The 21,593-nt window shown below is 51.6% G+C and carries 22 protein-coding genes and 1 tRNA gene; 6 read left to right on the top strand and 17 right to left on the bottom strand.

Annotated features, from left to right (window positions below; translation table 11 throughout):
* Nucleotides 1-36: 36 nt before the first annotated feature.
* From stdB to vapB, 6 genes are all read right to left on the bottom strand, one after another.
* Entirely contained in the window at nt 37-2,526 is a 2,490-nt protein-coding gene (gene stdB, locus N7E69_RS04230; protein WP_000705504.1) for a fimbrial outer membrane usher protein StdB, read from the bottom strand.
* A gap of 119 nt (nt 2,527-2,645) precedes the next feature.
* Entirely contained in the window at nt 2,646-3,227 is a 582-nt protein-coding gene (locus N7E69_RS04235; RefSeq protein ID WP_001244651.1) for a fimbrial protein, read from the bottom strand.
* Nucleotides 3,228-3,945: 718 nt separating this feature from the next.
* The gene (locus N7E69_RS04240) at nt 3,946-4,578 is read right to left on the bottom strand and encodes a YfdX family protein (RefSeq protein ID WP_000835265.1); all 633 of its coding nucleotides are present in this window, start codon (nt 4,576-4,578) and stop codon (nt 3,946-3,948) included.
* Between the two features lie 46 nt (nt 4,579-4,624).
* A complete protein-coding gene (locus tag N7E69_RS04245; protein WP_001038502.1) occupies nt 4,625-5,161 on the bottom strand; it encodes an STM3031 family outer membrane protein in 537 nt (178 codons plus the stop codon).
* An 807-nt stretch (nt 5,162-5,968) separates the two neighbouring features.
* Nucleotides 5,969-6,367, bottom strand: a complete 399-nt coding sequence (gene vapC, locus N7E69_RS04250) for a tRNA(fMet)-specific endonuclease VapC (protein ID WP_000911336.1) — start codon at nt 6,365-6,367, stop codon at nt 5,969-5,971.
* Nucleotides 6,367-6,594, bottom strand: a complete 228-nt coding sequence (gene vapB / locus N7E69_RS04255; RefSeq protein ID WP_000557549.1) for a toxin-antitoxin system antitoxin VapB — start codon at nt 6,592-6,594, stop codon at nt 6,367-6,369. The genes vapC and vapB overlap by 1 nt, the downstream gene beginning before the upstream one ends.
* A 208-nt stretch (nt 6,595-6,802) precedes the next feature.
* On the opposite strand from vapB, the gene N7E69_RS04260 reads away from it, so the two are divergent.
* Both N7E69_RS04260 and N7E69_RS04265 read left to right on the top strand, forming a co-directional pair.
* Complete coding sequence (locus tag N7E69_RS04260; RefSeq protein WP_001576352.1) at nt 6,803-7,054, top strand: hypothetical protein; 252 nt, start codon at nt 6,803-6,805, stop codon at nt 7,052-7,054.
* Nucleotides 7,055-7,333: 279 nt separating this feature from the next.
* On the top strand, nt 7,334-8,140 hold the full coding sequence (locus tag N7E69_RS04265; RefSeq protein WP_001574939.1) for a DUF1460 domain-containing protein: 807 nt from the start codon (nt 7,334-7,336) through the stop codon (nt 8,138-8,140).
* A gap of 131 nt (nt 8,141-8,271) precedes the next feature.
* Here the strand turns inward: N7E69_RS04265 and N7E69_RS04270 are convergent.
* A tRNA-Gly gene (locus N7E69_RS04270) sits at nt 8,272-8,345 on the bottom strand.
* A gap of 79 nt (nt 8,346-8,424) precedes the next feature.
* Entirely contained in the window at nt 8,425-9,183 is a 759-nt protein-coding gene (gene actS, locus N7E69_RS04275; RefSeq protein WP_000244328.1) for an amidase activator ActS, read from the bottom strand.
* A 264-nt stretch (nt 9,184-9,447) separates the two neighbouring features.
* On the opposite strand from actS, the gene idi reads away from it, so the two are divergent.
* The gene (gene idi / locus N7E69_RS04280) at nt 9,448-9,993 is read left to right on the top strand and encodes an isopentenyl-diphosphate Delta-isomerase (protein ID WP_000133994.1); all 546 of its coding nucleotides are present in this window, start codon (nt 9,448-9,450) and stop codon (nt 9,991-9,993) included.
* Nucleotides 9,994-10,068: 75 nt separating this feature from the next.
* On the opposite strand, the gene lysS is transcribed toward idi, so the two are convergent.
* The 5 genes from lysS to xerD all read right to left on the bottom strand — a co-directional run bounded on the left by lysS (nt 10,069) and on the right by xerD (nt 16,171).
* Complete coding sequence (gene lysS / locus N7E69_RS04285) at nt 10,069-11,586, bottom strand: lysine--tRNA ligase (RefSeq protein ID WP_000003339.1); 1,518 nt, start codon at nt 11,584-11,586, stop codon at nt 10,069-10,071.
* Between the two features lie 9 nt (nt 11,587-11,595).
* Nucleotides 11,596-12,694 (bottom strand): peptide chain release factor 2 gene (gene prfB, locus N7E69_RS04290; RefSeq protein ID WP_010989230.1). Its coding sequence is split into 2 segments (ribosomal slippage): nt 11,596-12,618 and nt 12,620-12,694, totalling 1,098 coding nucleotides; the frame shifts between segments, so codons are not numbered across the junction.
* Between the two features lie 104 nt (nt 12,695-12,798).
* Nucleotides 12,799-14,532, bottom strand: coding sequence for a single-stranded-DNA-specific exonuclease RecJ (gene recJ / locus N7E69_RS04295; protein WP_000813387.1), 1,734 nt, complete (start codon nt 14,530-14,532; stop codon nt 12,799-12,801).
* A gap of 5 nt (nt 14,533-14,537) precedes the next feature.
* Nucleotides 14,538-15,251, bottom strand: a complete 714-nt coding sequence (dsbC, locus tag N7E69_RS04300; RefSeq protein WP_000745614.1) for a bifunctional protein-disulfide isomerase/oxidoreductase DsbC — start codon at nt 15,249-15,251, stop codon at nt 14,538-14,540.
* Nucleotides 15,252-15,274: 23 nt separating this feature from the next.
* Entirely contained in the window at nt 15,275-16,171 is an 897-nt protein-coding gene (xerD, locus tag N7E69_RS04305; RefSeq protein ID WP_000434302.1) for a site-specific tyrosine recombinase XerD, read from the bottom strand.
* 112 nt (nt 16,172-16,283) lie between these two features.
* On the opposite strand from xerD, the gene fldB reads away from it, so the two are divergent.
* Nucleotides 16,284-16,805, top strand: a complete 522-nt coding sequence (gene fldB / locus N7E69_RS04310) for a flavodoxin FldB (RefSeq protein WP_001055885.1) — start codon at nt 16,284-16,286, stop codon at nt 16,803-16,805.
* 52 nt (nt 16,806-16,857) lie between these two features.
* On the opposite strand, the gene N7E69_RS04315 is transcribed toward fldB, so the two are convergent.
* Both N7E69_RS04315 and sdhE read right to left on the bottom strand, forming a co-directional pair.
* A complete protein-coding gene (locus N7E69_RS04315) occupies nt 16,858-17,271 on the bottom strand; it encodes a protein YgfX (RefSeq protein WP_000244756.1) in 414 nt (137 codons plus the stop codon).
* Nucleotides 17,252-17,518, bottom strand: coding sequence for an FAD assembly factor SdhE (gene sdhE, locus N7E69_RS04320; protein ID WP_000351186.1), 267 nt, complete (start codon nt 17,516-17,518; stop codon nt 17,252-17,254). Before sdhE ends, N7E69_RS04315 begins: the two co-directional genes overlap by 20 nt.
* 249 nt (nt 17,519-17,767) lie before the next feature.
* On the opposite strand from sdhE, the gene ygfZ reads away from it, so the two are divergent.
* Nucleotides 17,768-18,748, top strand: a complete 981-nt coding sequence (gene ygfZ / locus N7E69_RS04325) for a tRNA-modifying protein YgfZ (RefSeq protein WP_000874174.1) — start codon at nt 17,768-17,770, stop codon at nt 18,746-18,748.
* Nucleotides 18,749-18,863: 115 nt separating this feature from the next.
* Here the strand turns inward: ygfZ and trhA are convergent, their stop codons facing one another.
* Entirely contained in the window at nt 18,864-19,523 is a 660-nt protein-coding gene (gene trhA / locus N7E69_RS04330) for a PAQR family membrane homeostasis protein TrhA (protein ID WP_000250289.1), read from the bottom strand.
* Nucleotides 19,524-19,684: 161 nt separating this feature from the next.
* Nucleotides 19,685-19,999: a N(4)-acetylcytidine aminohydrolase gene (gene yqfB / locus N7E69_RS04335; RefSeq protein ID WP_001182980.1), complete on the bottom strand. Its 315-nt coding sequence runs from the start codon at nt 19,997-19,999 to the stop codon at nt 19,685-19,687.
* 154 nt (nt 20,000-20,153) lie between these two features.
* Between yqfB and bglA the strand changes: the two genes are divergently transcribed.
* Entirely contained in the window at nt 20,154-21,587 is a 1,434-nt protein-coding gene (gene bglA, locus N7E69_RS04340; protein WP_001230141.1) for a 6-phospho-beta-glucosidase BglA, read from the top strand.
* The last annotated feature ends 6 nt before the right edge of the window (nt 21,588-21,593 follow it).

Genomic DNA, 21,593 nt, shown 5'->3' on the forward strand with positions numbered 1-21,593 from the left:
TTTCTCCTTTAGACCTGCTCTGTGACAGGGATATTTTTATCTGCAGGGCAGTAACAGCGGCCCCCGGCTGAGTGTCACCGTTTCCGGCAGGGTGAGTCTGCACTGCACCCGGCCATCCCAGGACACATTCAGGGTCCGGCGGTCTTCCCCGCTGAGACCTGTCAGGTAGGCCAGACCGCCATCTCCGACCATCCCCGCGGTTCTGCCGGTTTTCCCGGACACCACCAGGGCGCCAAACGGCGGACTTGCGCCATCAGCCAGCCGGATATGACCGAGCACCTGCTCCCCCTGGCTGGCGTCAATCTTCCGGTAGCCCACCGCGCCCTCCGTCAGTACCTGACTGATGACGGAGCTGCTGACGTCCACGTCCTCCGGCAGGGCGGCCACATCAACCGAAATATCGCTGCGGCGATAGCTGCTGCCGGCGCTCACCACGCCCACCCCGAAGCGGTTGGTCACCCCGCTGTTGCCGTTCACCGGCACACCGGCCACGTCTCCGGTATCTATCATCATGCGGGGCTCATTCCCGGCCATCGACTGGCTGAAAGCGGCACCGTGGGCGGTGGCAGTCACCGAGCCGTACCAGCTCAGGCCCAGGCTGCGGTACTGTCCGGGCTGCAGGGTGGCGTCCGCTGCCGCCTGGCCCCACGGCAGACGGCTCTGCACGCTGCCGCTGAAGCTGCTGTTGCTGCCGGTGTCATAACGGTTATGACCGGCGCTGATGTTCCATGTAGTGTCCGGGTTATGGAAATCGCTGTAATTCACGGTCTGCTGCAGGCCGCCCCGGTTATCTTTCTGTACGCTGTAACTCACCTGGCGACTGTCTCCCCACGGGATACTGATGGTGGCGTAGACCTGGTTCTGGCTACCCCCGCCGGTGTACTGGTTACGGGCAAACGACACCGAGGCCGAGAGTCCCTGAAGGTCGCCGAGACTGAACACCTTGTTGAGGCTGAGCATGTAGTTATTGTTGGACTGTGCGTTCCAGTAATTGAGCCGGCTTACCGAGAGGGCCGCGCTCATGTTGAGTACCGGAACGGACTGGCTATAAGTCACGGTGTAGCTCTGTTTTTCATGCCATGCATCGCCGCCGTCAGTGGTCCGACGCTGCAGGTACTCCGGCATGGACAGAAAATGGCGGTCCGAGAAGCGGTATCCGACGAACGCCAGGGTACTGCCGGTTTTATCAAACGTTTTGGCATAGTTGATACGGTAGCTGTAACCGGACTGCTTCTGCCCATGCGGCAACCGCGCATCTGAGCGGGTGACGTCCGCAGACAGAGCGCCCAACAGCCCCATATTCTGGCCGATCCCGAGCGCCGCGGACTGGTAGTCGCCGGTGGAGGCAATGAGGCCGCCATACAGCGACGTGTTGTTAAATGCTCCCCAGGTGGCCTCCCCGAGCAGAAAGTCAGGGCTGACCGTGCTGTTGTTATGCGTCCCGCCGTACAGCGGACGTCCGGCGGCCACCTTATAGCGAACCTGTCCCTGGCGTGCCATAAAGGGGACGCTGGCCGTGTTGACCTGCCAGGTCCGGACGCTACCGTCGCTTTCCCGGACGCTGACATCCAGGTTGCCGCTGATATTCTGGCTCAGGTCGGGAAGCTCAAAAGGCCCCGGCGACACCCGGGTCTGGTACAGAATGCGACCATTCTGGCTGACGGTGACCTGTGCATTACTGTTCGCAATGCCGCTAATTTTCGGGGCATACCCCTGAAGAGAGGGCGGCAGCATGCGCTCATCGCTGGCCAAAGTGAGCCCGGCAAAGCGGAAGGAGTCAAAAATAGCGGAGCTGAGGTACGTCTGTCCGAGCGTCAGTTTTGAGCGCAGTGCTGGCAAGGCACGGAACAGATACGTCTGCGGCAGATAAAAATCGGACTGTGATGCGCCCTGCCCACTGTCAAAACGGCTGTACTGGTAATCGCTCCGCAATCGCCAGGCGCCGAGATTAAACCCGGCGGTGCCGTAGAGGCTGTAGCTGGTAGAGGTTTCCCCCTGCTGCGGCATATAGCGGTTGACCATCAGGCTGTAATCAAGCAGGCCGGCGGTGACGCCGTCGCTCCAGCGTGAAGGGGGCACCCAGTCCGGGTCCTGATAACGCATCCAGGCCTGGGGAATAATGAAGGTCAGACGCTGATTTTCAGCGCTGTACCGTACCTGACTGTCAGCGGAGCGCAGCTCAAGGCATTGCCCGTCCGGGATACCGGTAACGGGTTTCAGGCCATGAATAATCTTATCCTTAAGACCCAGCATGGCCACCATGTCTGTTGTCACACAGATGACGGCCGCGTCGCGTCCGGCAACCGGTACAACCCTGACCGGATACTGTTCCCGTACCGGCTGGTCATTGAGCCAGATATCGAGAATATAGTTACCGGGCGCCACATACCCCTCGCGGCTGAAGGCCGTGAGGTCCACGTTAGACAGGTTCCCGCTGTCCAGCAGGCTGGCATTGAACTCCGTGGCCTGCGACTTCAGGACGGAAAATGTCAGGGTAATCAGAATGGCAAGCCGGGTAATTTTCATGGCATGGCGCTTTCGTGTTGTCGTCCGTGTAACAGACAGCCCGCAGGCACAGTCAGATATAAAAGCCGTCCGATCCCCTCCGTGGACGGCTTCTCCCTGTCGTTATTTACCGCGTGAAATCACAGGTATTTCAGGGTGTAGGTGACGGATGCGTTGAAGTCACCGGGAGTGACGCCATTATCCAGTGCTATTAGTCGGGCAAAGAAGTTGAGTTCGTTGTTTCCGGCCTGCAGTTGCTGAGCGTCGCCATCCGGCATCGGGGTGTTGGGATCGATAATTGTGGCGTTGTCACTCTTCAGTAGCTGGACACCAACATGCTGTGCGATACCGCTGGTGGTGTAAGCCTTTTTGCTGGTATTCGCTGCGCCAGAGAAAGATACGGTTACTTTGGACATTTTCCCTGCGGAGCCAGCTGTGTCCGGGGTATTCGGATCGAAAGCACAGTTCTGTAGATGAATGGTGAACGGTTTTGATTCCGTAGTTGCGTCGGCGGTATTCAGTTTACGGTAAGAAATCTGTCCAAACGGAACGGTGATCGCATCGTCGCCCGGTGCGATATCACAGGGGGAGTTGGTGATGGTACCAGTGAAGGTAATTTTACCTGAGCCGAACGGGCCTGCTGTGGGTGGATCGACTGCATATACAGAAGCGCCATACATCATACCGGCAGCCGCCATGGCAAGTATTATTTTATTACGCATAGATAATATGTCCTTTGGGTAAATGAGAATTATTTTGCAAAGGCTGAAAACAACTCTGAGGGTATTAATGAAAGCGTTCAGAAAAGATTCGTATGAATAATAAACGCCTGGTGTTAAACGAAGCACCTGAACTTTCCATCGAAAAATATTGATTTCAGCTAATGCCTAATCAGTTGTAAGAAAATTCTTATTCAAATTAAAACAATAAAAATAGATCGATACGATCGATGATTATGATCGTAATTTAAGAATAATCATCAAAGAAATACTTTTTAATGTAATTATAAGCGGGTGAATACCTAACAGACAGATATTCGCAGCGGACATGAAATATTTTGTAATATATTATCGGGAATGTATGTTTTGCTTTTCCATTACACTGGATATTTACAAAACATAATACTAATCATATATAACAATGAAATTACTGGTAGCATAAAAAACTGGATATAACGCAAGTAAAAGGCATTTAATTCCAAAACATTAACTTAATAAATCATTATGAACCATCATAAGTGGAAGGAATAAAAAATAATAAATGAAATGATATTCTTCTGTATTTGTGATGAGCATCACAATAGATATAAATGCAGGTACCCTGACATTTCTAAACTTCGCGGATGAAATTTAAAAACAATGCCGACAGCAAAGAACAAACTGGTAATAGCTGTCAGACATAATGCTGCCTGCTGTAATGTATACAGCAGGCTGGGGGATATTAATGCGCGGCGTCGTGCTGCACGGAGTGCGTGGGTGATTCCTGAACTGACTGAGAGTCTACAACTATGCCATCCTGAGCTGATTTCAGTAATAGACCTGCCTGATAGTATTTTCCTTCGTTCATCAAGGAAAGCGCTGTGGTCACATCCTTACGGGTTTGCTGAAGAGGAATGAGTTCCTGATTTTCAATAACACTGACGCCTGCTAGTTTCAGGGCCTCTATAGTCCCTTTTTTATCTCCTTCTTTCATTTTCTGGTTTGCTTTATTAATAGCATCATTTTTCTGGCCCGCAGGGAGATAATCTTCTGCTACCGTAATCGATGAATTTATCCGAATATAGTGGTCTCCTTCAACTGGGGCTTTTTTATCTGATTTGACATACAGATTCCAGTCAGTGCTGTCATCGTTCAGGAGTTTTTCTGCTTGCGCAGCCAGTTGTTCCGCCTTTTGGGTGCGACCATTAAACAACTCGAATCGCGACATTCCGATATCACGCATGGCCTGCCAGGCCTGTCCGGATATCTTGTCATTATTCAGAGTAACGTTATCAGTCATGTTTGTTGCGGCCATAATATTTCCTGAAAACAGGATAACCATCAGCGCAACGCCTGGCATAATATGGCTTTTCATAATCCATCATCTCCACAAAGTAACATTTTTTATCGGATTATCCTATTCAGAACCGGTAACCCACGCCAAGATTAAAACCATTGCTATTAAGGCTTCCGCTGTTATGGGTAGCATCAAAATCCGCTCCCTCATAACCCAGAGTTATAGCGACACTACTGACCGGGGTATAAGCCACGCCAGCAGAATAACCATATCCGACCTTACTGTCAGACTCATTTATCCCGTGATCACGCTGATGCAATAATACGGGGCCCACTTGACTATACAGACTTAACTGGTTATTTATTTTCCATGAGGGGCCTGCAAGCAGGGAGTAATAACGGGTTGTTACACGACCATTACTGCTTTCATCGGAATAGCGCTGGCTTCCATTTAGCCATGCAAATGAGGTTGTCAGCCCCCAGTCCGGTGACATTTCATAGTTGTTTGCCAGCCGTACCCCACGCAACGTCCCGGCGTGATTAGTATGGGACTGGGCGTATCCAAGTGAAAATGTACTGGCATTATCGTCTGCCCATACCGGACTGGCTGCAGCAGACAGCAGAACAATACCGGCACTTCCGGCTAATAGCATTTTGTTCATCTTCTTCTCTCCGGTTATTTTTACCTGATGCCTTACTGGCATGTATTAAGTTAAAATCTTTCCGTGATAACAAACTATAAATAAATCTTTTAAATTATGAGCGCTGTTACGCCAGCAAATACCTTTATCTCCGGCTGTCGGGAGGCTATTCACGAAAATATATCCAGGCCAGAAACAGAATTTAATAATAAATAAACTGAAAAATAAAAACTGACAAAAATAGAAGTTCACTGATATATACCCAAAATAATTCGAGTTGCTTAAAGGTGGCAAGGGAGTGAGTCCCCGGGAGCATAGATAACTCTGTGACTGGGGTGAGCGACAACTCTGCCGGGAGCAGATTTGAACGTCGCGTGCGACGGCCCGTCAGGGCGAGGCCCATGGATGGACCGAGTAATCCGTAGCCAACACATAAGCAACTTGAAGTATGAAGGATATATAACGGGAAAGAAGGCATATCGGCCTGGTAAATCAACGTCTGTGATTTAAGTTGCAGGAAACGGCTATGGAGAGGGGGGGGGCGGCAGTTATCGGGCAGTAACGGCATTGTTCAGTGAGTATCCTGGAAACAAAAAAAGAAGGGAGCGGTACTCCCTTCGTAAACATGTCAGAATACGACATTTTGGTACTCTTTTATTTATTATCTGGCCGTAAAAGTTATGCTGTTGGCAGATATCTCCAGTCAACATAAAAAAATACCACCAGCTAAAAATGTGATGCAAACCACCATTAAGCAGCTAACCAAATTGACTGTGCCACTAAATCCGGAAAAGAGTTTGAATCCGGGGATAACATCTGATGCAGAAATTAGCACCAGTCTTCGATTCGGATACCCGGAATGCGTTCAAATTCGCGGAGATTGTTTGTGACGACGACCAGTCCGCGGCTACCGGCATGGCCAGCAATCATCTGGTCATAAGGCCCGACAGGTGTTCCCTTGCGGGCCAGTTCGGCACGGATTTGACCGGTATGTATCGCTGCCTGTGTATCGTAATCCAGAACCTCAAGGCGGGAGATAAATCCCTCCACGACGGCAAGATTACGCTCCGGCGCCAGGCTTTTTTCAGCACCGTAAATCAGCTCCATTAAGGTGATGGAGCTGATACACATTCGGGATGTATTGAGGTTGAAGCGTTCTCTGATGTGTTCGGGCTTATTTTTGATGGTGAAAATACAGGTATTGGTATCAAGCATGAATTTCAGCATCAAAATCCTTCCCGTTCCTGTACTGCGGGTTGTTCTCTGGTACTCATAAAATCAGTACTGGCGCCTTCGCCATCGAACCAGCTGTCCCAGGATTCTCCGACTGGAGTAATGATTCTGCTTCTACCAACCGCAATGATTTCGACATGTTTCACATCCTCCGGAAAGGATATCGATTTAGGCAATCTGACTGCCTGGGTCCGGTTACTAAAAAAAAGTGTTGTGTGCATAACTGCCTCCTTTCTGGATATACAACGCGTATATCCATTATGAGTAGAGGCGATGTATATGTCAAAGAGATATACAGGAAAAAATAATCCAGTCGCTTAACGCGCACTCCGCAGGGCATCCTTGTCCAACCCCGGCAATCGGGGAAAACGAGTTTCCCCGACTCCGGCATTTCTGAATACATCCAATGAAGGAAATACCATGCAAACAATGCATAAAAAACATATGTGCCGATGGCTTCTGCCCGGTTTGCTCGGTCTGGCTCTGTGTGCGCCAGTACCACATACTTACGCAGCCATCATTGAGGCAGGATTTTATCCGGAAGGTACAGATCTCCAGCTTGTTCTTAAGATAATTGAGACCGCGCGACAGGAAATCCGTCTGATGGACTATTCCTTCACCTCTTGGGAGGTGGTCCGGTTCGAACATTCAGTGAGTACAAAATTCTCCATGTCAAAGTGATCGTCAGCGACGACCGCCACACCGAGGTGGACGCGTCAGAATCGCTGATCGGACACGTCGCAATCTACACTCTGACTTATAAGCCAGCCTGAAGGGGCATGTTGGCTTTGACGATCAGGCAAAAAACAACGGCGAATAAAATAAAGTCGTATGATGATCTTCACATTTATCATCATCAGCGTTCATATTACTCAACCTGTAATCAACCTCTGGCGTTTTTCTGTATTCATCACAACCATTTCCGGTAAAGGTAAAAAAGGGATTTGAACCTTTCCGGAGATGATAATGAAGGTAAATACATGGACAATTTTGCTTATGTCGGCGCATCTGACGGCCTGTGCCGTCCCTGGCACAGAAAAATATCAGACCAGCATGGACAGCGTTACGGCAGAAAAAATAAGCCGGATTATCCAGTCGGATGTCATTCCTTATAAAGGCGAAAACCATGGAGAAGTTATCAGCCGCGTATCGTCTGCTTTTCTCGGAACACCTTATCAGGCGGATACGCTCATCGGTGGGCCCGGCATCCCCGAAGTCCTTGTAGCGAATTTCAACGGCGTGGACTGCTTTACACTGGCTGATTACGTTGAAGCCCTGGCCCGCAGCGATAATCAGAAATCGTTTCTGCATAATCTTGCCAGGACTCGCTACGCCGCGGGCAAAGTTGCTTATCTCAGCCGCCGGCACTTCTTCTCTGACTGGTTCGCCGCAACACCGCGTAATGCACGGGATGTAACGCCGGATATCAGCCCTGATTATGTCGTTGTTGACAAGCAGCTTAACCATAAACCTGATGGCGGCGAGTACATTCCTGGTCTGGGCATCCATCCTCGTAAAATAAATTACATTCCCGGAAGAGCCATCAACCAGCAGGTCATGAACCACCTAAAAAACGGGGATTATATCGGTGTCTACTCCCCGCTTGACGGGCTGGACGTTTCACATGTGGGTATCGTAGTTCGCCATGATGAACAGGTGTGGTTCAGGAACGCCTCCTCATTGGCCGCAAACAGAAAAGTGGTGGATACACCGTTTATGGAATACATGCATTCCAGACCGGGCATCGTTGTGTTGCGGGCTGAATGATAAAGTCATTACCGGAGTCGCCAGCTGATAATAGCCGTCCGACATAGGTATTGAAACCCTGTGTACTGTGGGGCCGACACGGAAAATTGCTGTAAATTCGTGGTTTTAGTAAATACTAGAAGATATTTGTCTGGAGCGGGCGAAGGGAATCGAACCCTCGTATAGAGCTTGGGAAGCTCTCGTTCTACCATTGAACTACGCCCGCTTTGAGATGCGTAAGGCATTATAAACCTTACGCTCTGGTTGGCAAGAGACTTACTGGCTGACTGGCGATTAATTCGCCGTCAGCACTTCGGTTTACTCCCCTGCGGCGGCAGATAACGCAGCGGATCGATGGCCGTCGCCCGGTAGCGAATCTGGAAGTGTAGTCTTACGGATGCGGCATCCGTGCTGCCCATCGTAGCGATTTTTTGCCCCGCTTTAACGCTTTGTCCATTATTAACCAGCATGGTGTCATTATGAGCGTAAGCCGTAATGTAATCTTCATTGTGCTTAATCATGATGAGATTGCCGTAACCGCGCAGCTGGTTCCCGACATAGACAACTTTACCCGCTCCCGCCGCATAAACAGGCGTTCCGCGCGCGCCCGCAATATCGATCCCCTTATTTCCGCCCTCCGCGGTGGAATAAGGTAAAATCACTTTACCGTTAGCAGGCCATACCCAACAACGCTGCCCCACCGGCGGCCAGGAGGATTTTGGCACCGAAGATGACGGTCTGACCGCAGCAGTTTTTGTTGCTGTTTTATTGCTGGTTTTGCGTGTTGAACTGCTACTCTTTGCGCTGCCGCGCACTTTAATTCGCTGCCCCACCTCAATAGTATAAGGCGGAGAAATGCCATTCAGTCGGGCCAGTTCTTTCACGCTGGTTCCCGTAGCGCGCGATATACGATACAACGTATCGCCGCGCTTAACGGTATAGACGGAGCCGGAATACGTTCCTGAGCCGGAATTACTGGAACACCCCGCCAGCAGCAGCCCTGTGCATAACAGCACCGCAATACCCAGGCTATTTTTGTTCAGGCGTCCTGCGCTCAAAACCATTCCTCACTCTATTGACAGACGCCTTATGATAGCAGCCAAATGCCGTATGCCCAATCCATTGACGCCGGAAAGGGTCCGCGTGGATGATGATGCCGCGAATATCCGATATGCCAGCATAATATCGACTCACGGCACAATGGCGCTCGTCTGCGTTCTGTCAGGGCCTGTTTTGGTAATGCCTTTCTTTCTGTTATGCGCTACGCTGATCGTCTGAGTATATGGCCTGGCCATGCTGCCGGGTCATTTTAATTTTCAGGAGCTTTCATGACTGAGGAACATGTCGTTTTATTGGATGAGCAGGATAAGCCTTCCGGCACACTGGAAAAGTATGCGGCTCATACGCTTAATACGCCTTTGCATCTGGCTTTCTCCTGCTGGCTATTTAACGAAGATGGCCAGTTGCTGGTAACACGACGGTCGCTGAGCAAGAAAGCCTGGCCAGGCGTGTGGACGAATTCGGTTTGCGGTCATCCGCAACAAGGCGAAACCACCGAAGAGGCGATCATCCGCCGTTGTCGGTTCGAACTCGGCGTGGAAATTACCGATCTCACCCCCGTCTATCCGCACTTCAGCTATCGAGCGACAGATCCAAACGGTATTGTGGAAAATGAAGTCTGTCCGGTATTTGCCGCGCGGGCAACCAGTGTGTTACAGGTTAACAGCGAAGAGGTGATGGACTATCAGTGGAGCGAATTTAAAAGCGTATGGAAAAGCCTTCTCGCTACGCCGTGGGCATTTAGCCCGTGGATGGTCATGCAAGCGTCAGACGAACAAGCGCGTGAACGACTGCTCAATTACTGCCAGCGTTAAAAATTGCCTGATGGCGCTACGTCTGAACGAAGAGATGCCGGATGGCGGCTAATGCCCCATCCGGCAATTTACATCTTATTTCACCGGACGCATCGCCGGGAACAGAATAACGTCGCGAATCGTGTGGCTGTTAGTAAACAGCATCACCATACGGTCGATACCAATTCCCAGACCCGCTGTCGGCGGTAACCCGTGTTCCAGCGCCGTCACGTAGTCTTCGTCGTAGAACATGGCTTCGTCGTCGCCCGCCGCTTTTGCATTAACCTGATCCAGGAAACGCTGCGCCTGGTCTTCCGCATCGTTCAACTCGCTAAAGCCATTGCCGATTTCACGACCGCCGATAAAGAACTCGAAGCGGTCAGTGATTTCCGGGTTCACATCATTACGACGCGCCAGTGGAGACACTTCAGCCGGATATTCGGTGATGAAGGTCGGCTGAATCAGATGCGCTTCAGCGACTTCGTCAAAGATCTCGGTGACGATACGGCCCAGACCCCAGCTCTTCTCGACGTGAATGCCGATGCTTTCAGCAATCGCCTTCGCGGAATCGAAGTTGTCCAGATCAGCCATATCTGTTTCCGGACGATATTTCTTGATCGCTTCACGCATGGTCAGTTTTTCGAACGGCTTACCGAAGTCAAACACTTCATCACCGTACGGAACCTGGGTGGTGCCCAGAACATCCTGCGCCAGCGTACGGAACAGAGACTCAGTCAGCTCGATCAGGTCTTTGTAGTCCGCATACGCCATATAGAGTTCCATCATGGTGAACTCAGGATTATGGCGCACGGAGATGCCTTCGTTACGGAAGTTACGGTTAATTTCGAATACGCGTTCGAAGCCGCCAACCACCAGACGCTTGAGGTACAGTTCCGGCGCGATACGCAGGTACATGTCCAGATCCAGCGCGTTGTGATGGGTGATAAACGGACGGGCAGACGCGCCGCCTGGGATCACCTGCATCATCGGCGTTTCGACTTCCATAAAGCCGCGAGCAACCATAAACTGGCGAATACCAGCCAGGATCTTCGAACGGGTTTTGAAGGTGTTACGGGATTCATCGTTAGAGATGAGATCCAGATAACGCTGGCGATAGCGCGCTTCCTGGTCCTGCAGGCCGTGGAATTTATCCGGCAACGGACGCAGCGCTTTCGTCAGCAGGCGCAGTTCGGTGCAGTGGATAGACAGCTCGCCGGTTTTGGTTTTGAACAGCTTACCTTTCGCGCCGAGGATATCGCCAAGATCCCACTTCTTGAACTGCTCGTTGTAAACGCCTTCCGGCAGATCATCGCGCGCCACATACAGCTGAATGCGGCCGCCTACGTCTTGCAGGGTAACAAAAGAGGCTTTACCCATAATACGGCGAGTCATCATACGGCCCGCGACGGACACTTCAATATTCAGCGCTTCCAGTTCTTCAGCTTCTTTCGCGTCAAACTCTGCGTGCAGTTGGTCTGAGGTACGGTCACGACGGAAATCGTTCGGGAACGGGATACCCTGCTCACGCAGTGCAGCCAGCTTCTCGCGACGTGCCTTCATTTCATTGTTAAGATCGACTACCTCGTCAGCGCCCTGTGCGTTTTGTTCAGACATGTTGATTCCTCATAGCCCTGCTTTCAAACTTGCTTCGATAAATTGATCCAGACTACCGTCCAGTACCGCCTGTGTATTGCGGGTTTCCACCCCAGTACGCAGGTCTTTAATGCGGGAATCGTCCAGGACATAGGAACGAATCTGGCTTCCCCAGCCGATATCGGACTTAGTGTCTTCCATCGCCTGTTTTTCAGCGTTCTTTTTCTGCATCTCCAGTTCATAAAGCTTCGCTTTCATCTGCTTCATGGCCTGGTCTTTGTTTTTGTGCTGCGAACGGTCGTTCTGGCACTGCGTCACGATCCCGGTGGGAATATGGGTGATACGCACTGCGGATTCCGTACGGTTAACGTGCTGACCGCCTGCGCCAGACGCGCGATAGACGTCGATACGCAGATCCGCCGGGTTAATGTCGATATCGATATCGTCGTCCACTTCCGGATACACAAATGCGGAGCTAAACGAGGTATGACGGCGACCGCCGGAGTCGAACGGGCTTTTACGCACCAGACGATGTACGCCGGTTTCAGTGCGCAGCCAGCCATAGGCATATTCGCCGGAGATTTTGATAGTCGCGGACTTAATGCCGGCGACTTCCCCTTCCGACTCTTCAATGACTTCTGTCTTGAAGCCGCGCGCTTCCGCCCAACGCAGATACATACGCAGCAACATGCTGGCCCAGTCCTGCGCTTCAGTACCACCAGAACCGGCCTGAATATCGAGATAGCAATCGGCGCTATCGTACTCGCCGGAGAACATCCGACGGAATTCCAACTGCGCCAGTTTCTCTTCCAGCGTATTCAGTTCCGCGACGGCTTCGTTAAACGTCTCTTCGTCGTCAGCTTCTACCGCCAGTTCCAGCAGCCCGGAAACGTCGTCCAGCCCCTGAGTCATTTGATCAAGCGTATCGACGATCGCTTCGAGCGATGAACGCTCTTTTCCCAGCGCCTGCGCGCGCTCAGGTTCGTTCCAGACATCCGGCTGTTCCAGCTCGGCGTTTACTTCTTCCAGACGCTCTTTCTTAGCATCGTAGTCAAAGATACCCCCTAAGAACGTTGGTGCGTTCCGTGAGGTCCTGAATGCGGTTATTCACCGGGTTAATTTCAAACATGGTCTGATTTCTTTTATTTGACTTGTCAAAATGCGGTTATAAGGGCGAAATATTAGCGGATTTCGCCCCTTAATTACAGCGAAAGTGTTGTTAAATCGCCCCGATCATAGCGGCCAAATATCATCGATAATAATCTGTAAACTACGGTTGCCGCGAAACTCGTTAATGTCCAGTTTATAAGCCAGTTCTACCTCCCGCACGCCGTTATCCGGCCAACAGGTCGTATCAATATTAAATGCGATGCCATCCAACAGCGGGCCGCCGCCGACAGGCTCCACCATCACCTTGAGGTGACGCTCGCCCACCAGACGCTGCTGTAGCAGACGGAAACGACCATCGAATAACGGTTCCGGGAACATTTGCCCCCACGGTCCGGCATCCCGCAACAGTTGCGCCACTTCCATAGACATCTCCGCCGCGCTTAATGGACCATCGGAGATCACCTCGCCTTGCAACAGGGCAGGATCGAGCCATTCCGTCACCAGCTCGCCAAAACGTTGCTGAAACTGCTCGAATTTATGCTCTTCCAGCGACAATCCCGCCGCCATCGCATGACCGCCGAACTTGATCATCAGATCAGGGTAAAGCGTATCCAGCCGTTCCAGCGCATCGCGCATATGCAACCCCTGAATCGATCGGCCTGAGCCTTTTAGCGTGCCGTCGCCCGCAGGCGCAAAGGCGATCACCGGGCGGTGAAAACGCTCTTTAATGCGCGACGCCAGAATTCCGACCACGCCCTGGTGCCATTCAGGATGATACATCGCCAGACCGCCCGGAAGCGTTTCACTACTGCGCTCAAGCTTTTCGCACAGGATAAGCGCTTCCGCCTGCATCCCCTGCTCTATTTCTTTGCGCGTCTGGTTAAGCGCATCCAGCTCGCTGGCCAGAACACGCGCTTCGCCGAGGTTATCGCACAACAGTAACGCCACACCAACGGACATATCATCCAGCCTGCCGGCGGCATTCAGGCGAGGCCCCAACGCGAAGCCTAAATCACTGGCGGCAAGCTGCTGCGGATCGCGATTCGATATCTCCAGCAACGCTTTAATTCCCGGACGGCATTTCCCGGCACGAATACGACTTAGCCCTTGCCAGGTCAGAATACGGTTGTTAGCGTCCAGCGGCACAACGTCTGCTACCGTTCCCAACGCCACTAAATCCAGCAGCTCCGCCAAATTCGGCGGCGCAATGTTGCGCTCGTCGAACCATCCTTTGTCGCGCAAAAATGTTCGCAACGCCAGCATCAGGTAAAACGCCACGCCGACGCCCGCCAGCGACTTAGACGGGAATTCGCAGTCGCGCAGATTGGGATTAATAATCGCTTCGGCATCCGGCAACGTGTCGCCTGGCAGGTGGTGATCGGTCACGATCACCGGAATCCCCAACGTCTTTGCATGCGCTACGCCGGCGTGGGATGAAATGCCGTTGTCTACGGTGACGATAAGCTGCGCGCCGCGCGCCTTCGCCTGATCGACCACTTCCGGGCTTAAACCGTAGCCGTCCTCAAAGCGATTAGGCACCAGATAACTGATGTTGTCACATCCCAACGCACGCATTCCCAATACGCTTAGCGCAGTACTGGTCGCGCCGTCGGCGTCAAAATCGCCAACAACAATAATGCGGATACCTTCGCGAAAGGCGTTGTAGAGGATCTCCACCGCGTTATCTATGCCGCTAAGCTGTTGCCAGGGCAGCATTCCTTTCACGCTGCGCTCCAGTTCGCGGGCGCTACGAACGCCCCGGCTGGCATATAAACGTCGTAGTAATGGAGGAAGATCGGCGGGGAGTTCCGCCGTCTCATCAGCCTCGCGCCGACGAAGTTGTCTCTGTTGTTTCACGCGTATTATTTACCACTGGTCTGTTTTTGATGCTCATCAAGAAACGCTTTCATCTCTTTCGGTCCCTGATAGCCAGGCACCACATAGCCGTTACTCAATACAATGGCTGGCGTACCGCTAACGCCCAACTGCACGCCCAACGCATAATGATCAGCAATGTTCACGTCACAGCTTGCCGGTTTCACGCCCTTACCTGCCATGGCGTCATCAAACGCTTTGTTTTTGTCTTTGGCGCACCAGATAGATTTCATATCCTGCTCCGCCTGGCTTTCCAGCCCCTGGCGCGGGAAGGCCAGATAACGTACCGTGATCCCCAGCGCGTTATAATCTTTCATCTCTTCATGTAGCTTATGACAATAGCCGCAGGTGATATCGGTAAAAACAGTAATGACATGTTTCTCATCCGGCGCTTTATAGACGATCATCTCTTTTTCCAGCGCATTTAGCTGGCTCATCAGCAGTTTGTTCGTCACGTTTACCGGATGCGCGCCGCTCACGTCATACATCGGCCCTTGAATAATATGTTTGCCGTCATCAGTGACGTACAGTACGCCGCTGTGAGTGAGGACGGTTTTCATCCCTGCCACTGGCGAGGCCTGAATTTCCGTACTCTGAACGCCCAACTTAGCCAGCGACTGACGGATAGCCGCATCATCCGCATGGGCCACGCCTGAAAACGCCGCCGCCAGTAAAGTGAACATCATAAAACGCTTTTTCATAAACTATCCTTTCCTGTCAGCACTCATGCCCGCGGATGGTGCTGTTGATGAAGTTGACGCAAACGCTCCGTTGCGACATGCGTATAAATTTGTGTCGTCGAAAGATCGCTATGCCCAAGTAGCATTTGTACAACGCGCAAGTCGGCGCCGTGATTCAGCAAATGCGTGGCGAAAGCGTGACGTAAAACATGCGGCGATAGTTTTTCGCTATCGATTCCAGCCAGTACCGCATAATGTTTAATACGGTGCCAGAAGGTCTGCCGCGTCATCTGCTGCGCACGCTGGCTGGGGAATAATACGTCAATCGATACGCCATTGAGTAACCAGGGACGCCCATGCTCCAGATACGTTTCCAGCCAATATACCGCCTCTTCGCCTAACGGCACCAACCGCTCTTTATTGCCTTTACCGATAACCCGCACCACGCCCTGCCGCAGACTGATATCGCTCATTGTCAGCCCCACCAGTTCCGACACGCGCAAACCGGTGGCATACAGCACTTCCAACATAGCTTTATCGCGCAACTCCAAAGGTTGATCAATAAGCGGCGCCTGCAAGAGCCGCTCAACCTGCGCCTCGCTAAGGTCTTTCGGTAAACGCTGCGGAAGCTTAGGCGAGGCCAACTGCGCGCTCGGATCATCCTCACGATACTTTTCACGGTACAGATGCTGGAAGAAGCGCCGCATAGCGCTTAACAGGCGTGCGGAACTGGTCGCTTTGTATCCGCCCTCCACCCGTTCAGCCAGCAGCGTTTGTAAATCATCAGCCTGCGCCGTCGCAAGCGTTTTTCCGCGATGATGCAACCACGCAACGACCATCGATAAATCGCGACGATACGCGCTTAATGTATTTTCCGCCAGATTTCGTTCCAGCCACAGGGCATCCAGAAACTGCTCAATACGCGCTAAATCCTGTTCCATTCGCGCTCCCCACTTCACGCTGACTTTGGGTGCATTATGCCTCATTGTGCCGTGAATGCAGCGATTCTGTTACACTACCCGCAACGCTATAGCAGAATCGAGATGTAACGTAATGAACATGGGTCTTTTTTACGGTTCCAGCACGTGCTACACCGAGATGGCCGCAGAGAAAATTCGCGATATTCTCGGCCCGGAGCTGGTGACATTACATAACCTCAAGGATGACGCCCCCGCCTTAATGGAGCAGTACGACGTGCTCATTTTAGGCATCCCCACCTGGGATTTTGGCGAAATTCAGGAGGACTGGGAAGCCGTCTGGGAGCAACTGGACGATCTCAATCTGGAAGGCAAAATCGTTGCGCTTTACGGTATGGGCGACCAGCTCGGCTACGGTGAGTGGTTCCTGGATGCGCTGGGTATGTTGCATGACAAACTTGCCCTCAAAGGCGTTAAATTTGTCGGCTACTGGCCCACAGAGGGCTACGAATTTACCAGCAATAAACCGGTCATTGCGGATGGGCAACTGTTTGTCGGCCTGGCGCTGGATGAAACGAACCAGTACGATCTCAGCGATGAGCGTATACAGACCTGGTGTGAACAAATTCTCGGCGAAATGGCCGAACACTACGCCTGAAACCTTACTCGCTGTACTTCCCTCTCGACGGAACCGCGTTTACGCCGTTCCGTCAGTGTTGACCTGATATCGGCTGCTGTAACAGTATCCGACGCAACTCACGCCATTCCGCTTCTTCCATGCTATCCGCCGCCAGCCATAAATGCTGATGACGTCCAGACTCTGCGCGTAAACGCAACACCATCCCGCTCTTCAGTAACCAGGGCGGACGCAAGAGCGTCCAGTCCTGCCCCTGCCAGCGTAAGCGCCCGTCCATGAGTAGCTTGATCTCTCCCTGGCAGGTATTAATCCTGCGCTGGCTACGTACACAGTCAAACACGACCAGCGACAGTAGTATCATCCATAACGGGGTATAACTCAGCGGCCAGGGCATCAATAAAATCACCGCGGCAACCAGCCCATGAATGAGCAATGAGATCCACTGAGCGCGCCATGAGACGCGTAAATCAGATTGCCACAGGACCACGTTCCCGATTCCGTGTCTGAATGAGTCGGACCATCTGTTCCAGTTCAGCGTCAGCCGGTTTACCGTGATTCATTAACCAGTTAAATAAATCCGGGTCGTCACTCTGCAACAAACGGACAAAAATACGCTTTTCTTCATCACTTAAACTATCGTACTCATGTTCAAAAAACGGCATGATGGAAATATCAAGTTCGCGCATACCGCGACGACATGCCCAGTGAATACGTGCTTTATTGTGAATATCCATGTTCTTCCTGCCTCGCGAAAATGAAGTACCGGGCTATTGTAACGTGTTTTTGGCGTTGTTTTACGGGAATCTCAGTAATCTGGAACGCGATCGCGAAATAAAAGGCTGGGAATCAATATGTTCATCCATTTTGGATACCGCCTCGCAAAACGATCAATCCGCTCTCAATGGGCTATTTAAAGCACTTGCAATGACCGATGGCTCTTTTACCATTAACCATTATTGTTGCAGCTAACCAGGACATTATTTATGGCTTTTATCTCCTTTCCACCACGTCATCCTTCATCGTCAGCCCGCCTGCCGCTGACGCTGATCGCGCTTGACGACTGGGCGCTGTCGACCATTACCGGCGTAGACAGTGAAAAGTATATTCAGGGCCAGGTCACCGCTGACGTAAGCCAGATGACTGAACAGCAACACCTTCTCGCCGCCCACTGCGATGCTAAAGGTAAGATGTGGAGCACTCTGCGACTGTTCCGTGAGCGCGACGGTTTCGCCTGGATTGAACGCCGTAGCGTGCTTGAAGCGCAATTAACGGAGCTGAAAAAGTACGCCGTATTTTCCAAAGTGGTCATCGCGCCGGATGACGAACGCGTATTGCTTGGCGTGGCAGGTTTTCAGGCCCGCGCGGCGCTGGCTAATGTCTTTAGCGTACTGCCCAATAGCGAAAATCAGGTGGTCAGAGACGGCGCCTCCACGCTGCTATGGTTTGAACATCCTGCGGAACGATTCCTGCTTGTCACCGATGTCGCGACGGCCAACATGTTAACGGAGAAGTTGCATGGCGAAGCCGAACTGAATAACAGCCAACAGTGGCTGGCATTGGATATTGAAGCAGGCATTCCGGTGATTGACGCGGCGAACAGCGGTCAATTTATCCCCCAGGCGACTAACCTACAGGCGCTGGGCGGTATCAGCTTCAAGAAAGGCTGCTACACCGGACAGGAGATGGTCGCACGGGCAAAATTCCGCGGCGCCAATAAACGCGCTCTTTGGTTGCTGGCGGGCAAAGCCAGCCGGGTACCGGAAGCAGGAGAAGATCTGGAGCTACAGATGGGCGAGAACTGGCGTCGTACCGGCGCTATTCTGGCGGCGACGCAGTTGGACGATGGTCAGTTACTGGTTCAGGCCGTCATGAATAACGATTTAGAAGCCGAAAGCGTCTTCCGCGTTCGCGACGATGCCAACACCCTGCATATCGTCCCGCTGCCCTACTCGCTGGAAGAGTGATATCACGTTAAAAGCCGGATAGCCTGATAGCGCAACGCCATCAGGCTCGCACGTGCTGTTCTCGTAGGCCGGATAAGGTACGACAGCGCCGCCATCCGGCACGGGCATCCGGGAATTACGCCTGTCCCACATACAAATAGATGGCCAGGAAGTGGCACACGCTGCCGCCCAGCACAAAGCCATGCCAGATGGCGTGGTTATAAGGTATGCGTTTGCAAACATAGAAAATTACGCCCAGCGAGTAAACGACGCCACCTACCGCCAGCAGCGTCACGCCGCCTATCGCCAGCTTAATCGCCAACTGATAAACCACTATCAGCGACAGCCAGCCCATTGCCAGATACGTAACCAGTGAAAGCACTTTAAATCGGTGCGCAATCGTCAACTTGAAGAGGATACCGAATAGCGCCAGGCTCCAGATCACAATCATTAGTCCGCGCGCCAGCGGCGAATCCAGACCTACCAGCAGAAATGGCGTATAGGTTCCGGCAATGAGCAGATAGATAGCGCAGTGATCAAATTTCTTTAACCAGATTTTTGCCCGCTGATGAGGAATGGCATGATAAAGCGTTGAGGCAAGAAAAAGCAGGATCATGCTCCCGCCATATAAACTGTAGCTGGCGATAGCCGTCATACCCGCATTCGCCTCTACCGCCTGAACCAACAACAGCACCAGGCCGACAATACCAAATACCAATCCAATGCCGTGGCTAATACTGTTGGCGATTTCCTCAGCCAGCGAATATCCCTGCGTCATTAATGGTTTTTGCACCATAACTTACTCCGGAGAAACGTTCATAACGATGAACTGCGCCTCTAGCGTAACTGAGAATGGTTCCAGTGAACACATGTTAGCTAAAAATAAATTCGCAAAATTAAATTTTGCTTATTATTCAATAAGTTAATTACAAAAACTCAACTAACACGCGTTCATATTTATCGAAGGCATTTAAAATCAATCACATAAAATTGCGTCTGGTTGGGATAGATTTCAGCAATGACCCGTTTCAGCTCATCAAGCGACATATTTTCCTGTTGCGCATGTTTTTCGTTCAGCGTATCCAGCGTCACAGTTGACGTTCCTGTCACTTCGATTGTGCAAAAATAGCCATCATCTTCGAACCGCCCCACGCGTAGCACATCGCCTGCTTTAAAGTGGGACTCGGAGACATCACGAATAGTGATGGTTTTACGCCCTGCCAGAATGTCATTCTGGAAACGTTGAAAGAAAGTAATGTCGTTTGGCTGCATGTGGTTATCCCCCTGAATATGGCCCCTTGAAGTGGATGTTACGATCTGAATGTGTTCTTGTCCCGACACGCGAGCATCCTGGAGTTTTGCGTACGCTTTACATGCCATTTGGTGCAGAATGATAACAGACTAAATAAATTGAGATTATGCAACAATGAGAAAACTCACCTTGCCAAAAGATTTTTTATGGGGCGGCGCGGTTGCTGCACACCAGGTTGAAGGCGGCTGGAATAAAGACGGTAAAGGCCCCAGCATCTGCGACGTGCTAACCGGCGGCGCACACGGCGTGCCACGCGAAATCACCCAGAATGTCGTTGCTGGCAAATACTATCCGAACCACGAGGCGGTGGATTTTTACGGACATTACAAAGAAGACATCCGTCTTTTCGCCGAAATGGGGTTCAAATGCTTCCGTACCTCTATTGCCTGGACGCGTATCTTCCCGAATGGCGACGAATCCCAGCCAAACGAGGCCGGTCTGAAATTCTACGACGACATGTTTGATGAGTTACTCAAATACAACATCGAACCGGTCATTACCCTTTCTCACTTTGAAATGCCATTACATCTGGTACAGCACTACGGCGGCTGGACCAATCGTAAGGTCGTTGATTTCTTTGTCCGTTTTGCTGAAGTCGTGTTTGAACGCTACAAACATAAGGTCAAATACTGGATGACCTTCAATGAAATCAACAATCAGCGAAACTGGCGCGCGCCGCTGTTTGGCTACTGCTGTTCCGGCGTAGTGTATACCGAGCATGAGAATCCAGAAGAAACCATGTATCAGGTCTTACATCATCAGTTTGTCGCCAGCGCGCTGGCGGTAAAAGCGGCACGTCGTATTAATCCACAGATGAAAGTGGGTTGTATGCTGGCGATGGTCGCGCTGTATCCTTTCTCCTGTAAACCAGAAGATGTGATGTTTGCTCAGGAGTCGATGCGTGAACGCTACGTCTTTACCGATGTGCAGCTGCGCGGCTATTACCCGTCCTATGTGTTGAACGAGTGGGAGCGCCGCGGATTTAACATCAAAATGGAAGATGGCGATCTTGAAGTGCTGCGCGAAGGCACCTGCGATTATCTTGGTTTCAGTTATTACATGACCAACGCGGTCAAAGCCGAAGGCGGTAGCGGCGATGCGATTTCCGGTTTTGAAGGCAGCGTACCGAACCCCTATGTTAAAGCATCTGACTGGGGCTGGCAGATTGACCCGGTGGGCCTGCGTTATTCATTGTGTGAACTGTACGAACGCTATCAAAAGCCGCTGTTTATTGTCGAAAACGGTTTTGGTGCTTACGACAAAGTAGAAGAAGATGGCAGCATCAACGACGACTACCGAATTGACTACCTGCGCGCCCATATTGAAGAGATGAAAAAAGCGGTGACTTACGATGGTGTCGACCTGATGGGCTACACGCCGTGGGGCTGCATCGACTGCGTGTCGTTCACCACCGGTCAGTACAGCAAGCGCTACGGCTTCATCTACGTGAACAAGCACGATGACGGTACGGGCGATATGTCGCGTTCGCGTAAGAAAAGCTTCAACTGGTACAAAGAGGTGATTGCCAGCAACGGCGAGAAGCTTTAACCCCTG

The sequence above is a fragment of the Salmonella sp. 3C genome (assembly GCF_025426275.1).
GTDB lineage: Bacteria > Pseudomonadota > Gammaproteobacteria > Enterobacterales > Enterobacteriaceae > Salmonella > Salmonella enterica.